The following is a 2270-nucleotide window of genomic DNA, read 5'->3' as shown; positions in this document are numbered from 1 at the left end:
GCCACGGCATTGCGCACCGGATCGAATATCAGGACACCTATTCCGTCGTCACCGACAAGCTGCCGGCGGGCAGCACCTATTGCTCGCTCTGCTCGCGTCTCAGGCGCGGCCATCTCTACCGCATTGCACGCGAGGAGGGGTGCTCGGCGCTGGTGCTCGGCCATCATCGCGAGGACATTCTCGAGACCTTCTTCATGAACCTCTTCCATGGCGGGCGTCTCGCCGCCATGCCGCCAAAACTGCTCAATGACGAAGGCGACGTCATGGTGCTGCGGCCCTTGAGCTATTGCGCCGAGGTCGATCTGGAAAAATTCGCTGCCGCCATGCGATTCCCGATCATTCCCTGCGATCTCTGCGGCAGCCAGGAAGGTCTTCAGCGCAATGCCATGAAGGCGATGCTCGAGGACCTGGAAAAGCGCATGCCGGGCCGCAAGGATACGATGCTGCGCGCGCTGTCGAACAGCAGGCCATCGCATCTGCTCGACAGAAAGCTGTTCGATTTCGCTGCCCTCAAGACCCTCACCACAAGGCAAGCCGATGACATTTGACGACACCGCGATCGACTGGCTGGCCGGCATTCTGGCCGAGGCGGCACTGGCCGAGATCATGCCGCGCTTTCGCCGGTTGGGCGATGGCGATGTCAGGCAGAAGACGTCGGCCGCCGACCTGGTGACCGAAGCCGACGTCAATGCCGAGCGGCTGATCACCGCGCGGCTGCGCGAGCGGTATCCCTCAGCGATGGTCGTCGGCGAGGAGGCCTGTTCCGACAATCCAGCGCTTTTAAACGGGTTGGGCGATGCCGATCTGGCCTTCGTCATCGACCCGGTCGACGGTACTTTCAATTTCGCCTCCGGCGTGCCGCTGTTCGGCGTCATGCTGGCGGTCGTGGTCAAGGGCGAGACCGTCGCCGGCATCATCCACGATCCCGTCGGCAAGGACTGGCTGATTGGCGCCAGGGGTGCCGGCAGCCATATCCGGCATGCGCACGGCAGCATCGAGAAGGTGCATGTAGCGGTACCCGCGCCGATCTCGGAGATGACCGGCTCTGTCTCCTGGCAATATATGGCCGAGCCGGAACGGACACGGCTGGCGCGCAACCAGACCAAGATCCTGTCGCAGTTCGCCTATCGCTGCGCCGCGCACGAATACCGCCTGCTGGCGAGCGGCCATGCCCACTTCGTCGTCTACAACAAGCTGATGCCGTGGGACCACCTGGCCGGCGTGCTGATCCATGCCGAGGCCGGCGGCCATGCGGCGCGCTTCGACGGCAGCGCCTATCTGCCCTCGCATCTCGGCGGCGGCCTGCTTGTCGCGCCAGACAAGGAAAGCTGGCACGAATTGCGCCGCGAGCTCTGGGCGCAGTAGGATCGATTGCTGCGTTAGCCGAAAGCAGTACAATCTCGCGCAAATCCGGAGGCTCTCGAATGAAACCTCGGTTTGCATTTGTCGCGGCGGCTCTTGCCGCCGGTCTGTTCGCCAGTTCCCTGGAAGCAAGGTCGCAAGAGCGCAGCTGTCGCAGTACCGATCCCGTCGACACGATAAAGGAGATGTCGGACGCGATCTATGCCTGCTGGAAGCCGCCACCCGGAACCGCGGGCATGTCCCTCACGCTGCGGTTCTCGCTTCGCCGCAACGGCACGCTGATCGGCAAACCTCGCGCCACATATTCCGATCTGGGAACCGATGCCCAGCGCAGCCGGGCCTTCGTGGCATCCATCCTCAGGGCACTCGATGACGCTCTGCCATTGCACTTTTCGGACAGCATGGGCGAAGCAATTGCGGGGCGCATGCTTGCCCCTCGGTTCACGGCAGCCCTTGAAGGTGCGTCCTAATGCAAGTCGGTGATGTGCCCTGAAACGGGCGGGTTCTGTGGCTGGAACATCTTGCCGCGCTCGGCGATGAAGATCATCAGCAGCGCGGCGACCGAGACGCTGCAGAAGCCGGCGGCCAGCGGCGTCACCGTGCCGTTGAAGGCCTGGCCGATCAGCGTACCGAGAATGCCGCCGAGAAACGTCTGCATGAAACCGAGGATCGACGAAGCCGTGCCGGCCAGTTGGCCGAGCGGCTCCATGGCCAGCGCGTTGAAGTTCGCGCCGAGCGCACCGAATGGAAGCATGGCGCAGGCAAAGAAGGTGATGAACAGCCAGAGCGGCATCTTCATCTCCAGCGAAATCACCAGCCAGGCAAGGCTGATGACCAGGAACAGCAGCAACGCACTCTGCGACAGGCGGCGCATGCCGATGCGACCGACAAGGCGCGAGTTCAGAAAG

Annotated in this window: 3 protein-coding genes and 1 pseudogene; 3 read left to right on the top strand and 1 reads right to left on the bottom strand. The window is 63.3% G+C overall.

Annotation, left to right across the window (positions count from 1 at the left end; genetic code table 11):
• The 3 genes from ttcA to EN884_RS33560 form a co-directional block, all read left to right on the top strand.
• Positions 1–548: tRNA 2-thiocytidine(32) synthetase TtcA (gene ttcA / locus EN884_RS33570; RefSeq protein WP_128361027.1), on the top strand; the 548-nt coding region annotated here is incomplete at its 5' end.
• Positions 538–1365 (top strand): inositol monophosphatase family protein, encoded by an 828-nt coding sequence (locus EN884_RS33565; RefSeq protein ID WP_013532140.1) that lies wholly within the window; start codon positions 538–540, stop codon positions 1363–1365. The genes ttcA and EN884_RS33565, both read left to right, overlap by 11 nt.
• 59 nt (positions 1366–1424) lie before the next feature.
• The gene (locus EN884_RS33560; RefSeq protein WP_063167817.1) at positions 1425–1832 is read left to right on the top strand and encodes a hypothetical protein; all 408 of its coding nucleotides are present in this window, start codon (positions 1425–1427) and stop codon (positions 1830–1832) included.
• Here EN884_RS33560 and EN884_RS33555 read toward each other — a convergent pair.
• Positions 1829–2270 (bottom strand): annotated as a pseudogene (locus EN884_RS33555) (multidrug effflux MFS transporter); the annotation flags it as partial. The gene EN884_RS33560 and the pseudogene EN884_RS33555 sit on opposite strands and share 4 nt — an antisense overlap.

This window comes from Mesorhizobium sp. M7A.F.Ca.AU.001.01.1.1 (assembly GCF_004022735.1).
In the GTDB taxonomy this organism is placed as follows: domain Bacteria; phylum Pseudomonadota; class Alphaproteobacteria; order Rhizobiales; family Rhizobiaceae; genus Mesorhizobium; species Mesorhizobium ciceri.
Note: the sequence above shows the minus strand (reverse complement) of the source record. Positions and strands in the feature narration are given on the sequence as shown.

What these genes read in the sequence shown, in the direction of transcription:
- EN884_RS33560 (WP_063167817.1), top strand. Translation starts at nt 1,425, where the DNA reads ATGAAACCTCGGTTTGCATTTGTCGCGGCGGCTCTTGCCGCCGGTCTG.
- EN884_RS33565 (WP_013532140.1), top strand. Translation starts at nt 538, where the DNA reads ATGACATTTGACGACACCGCGATCGACTGGCTGGCCGGCATTCTGGCC.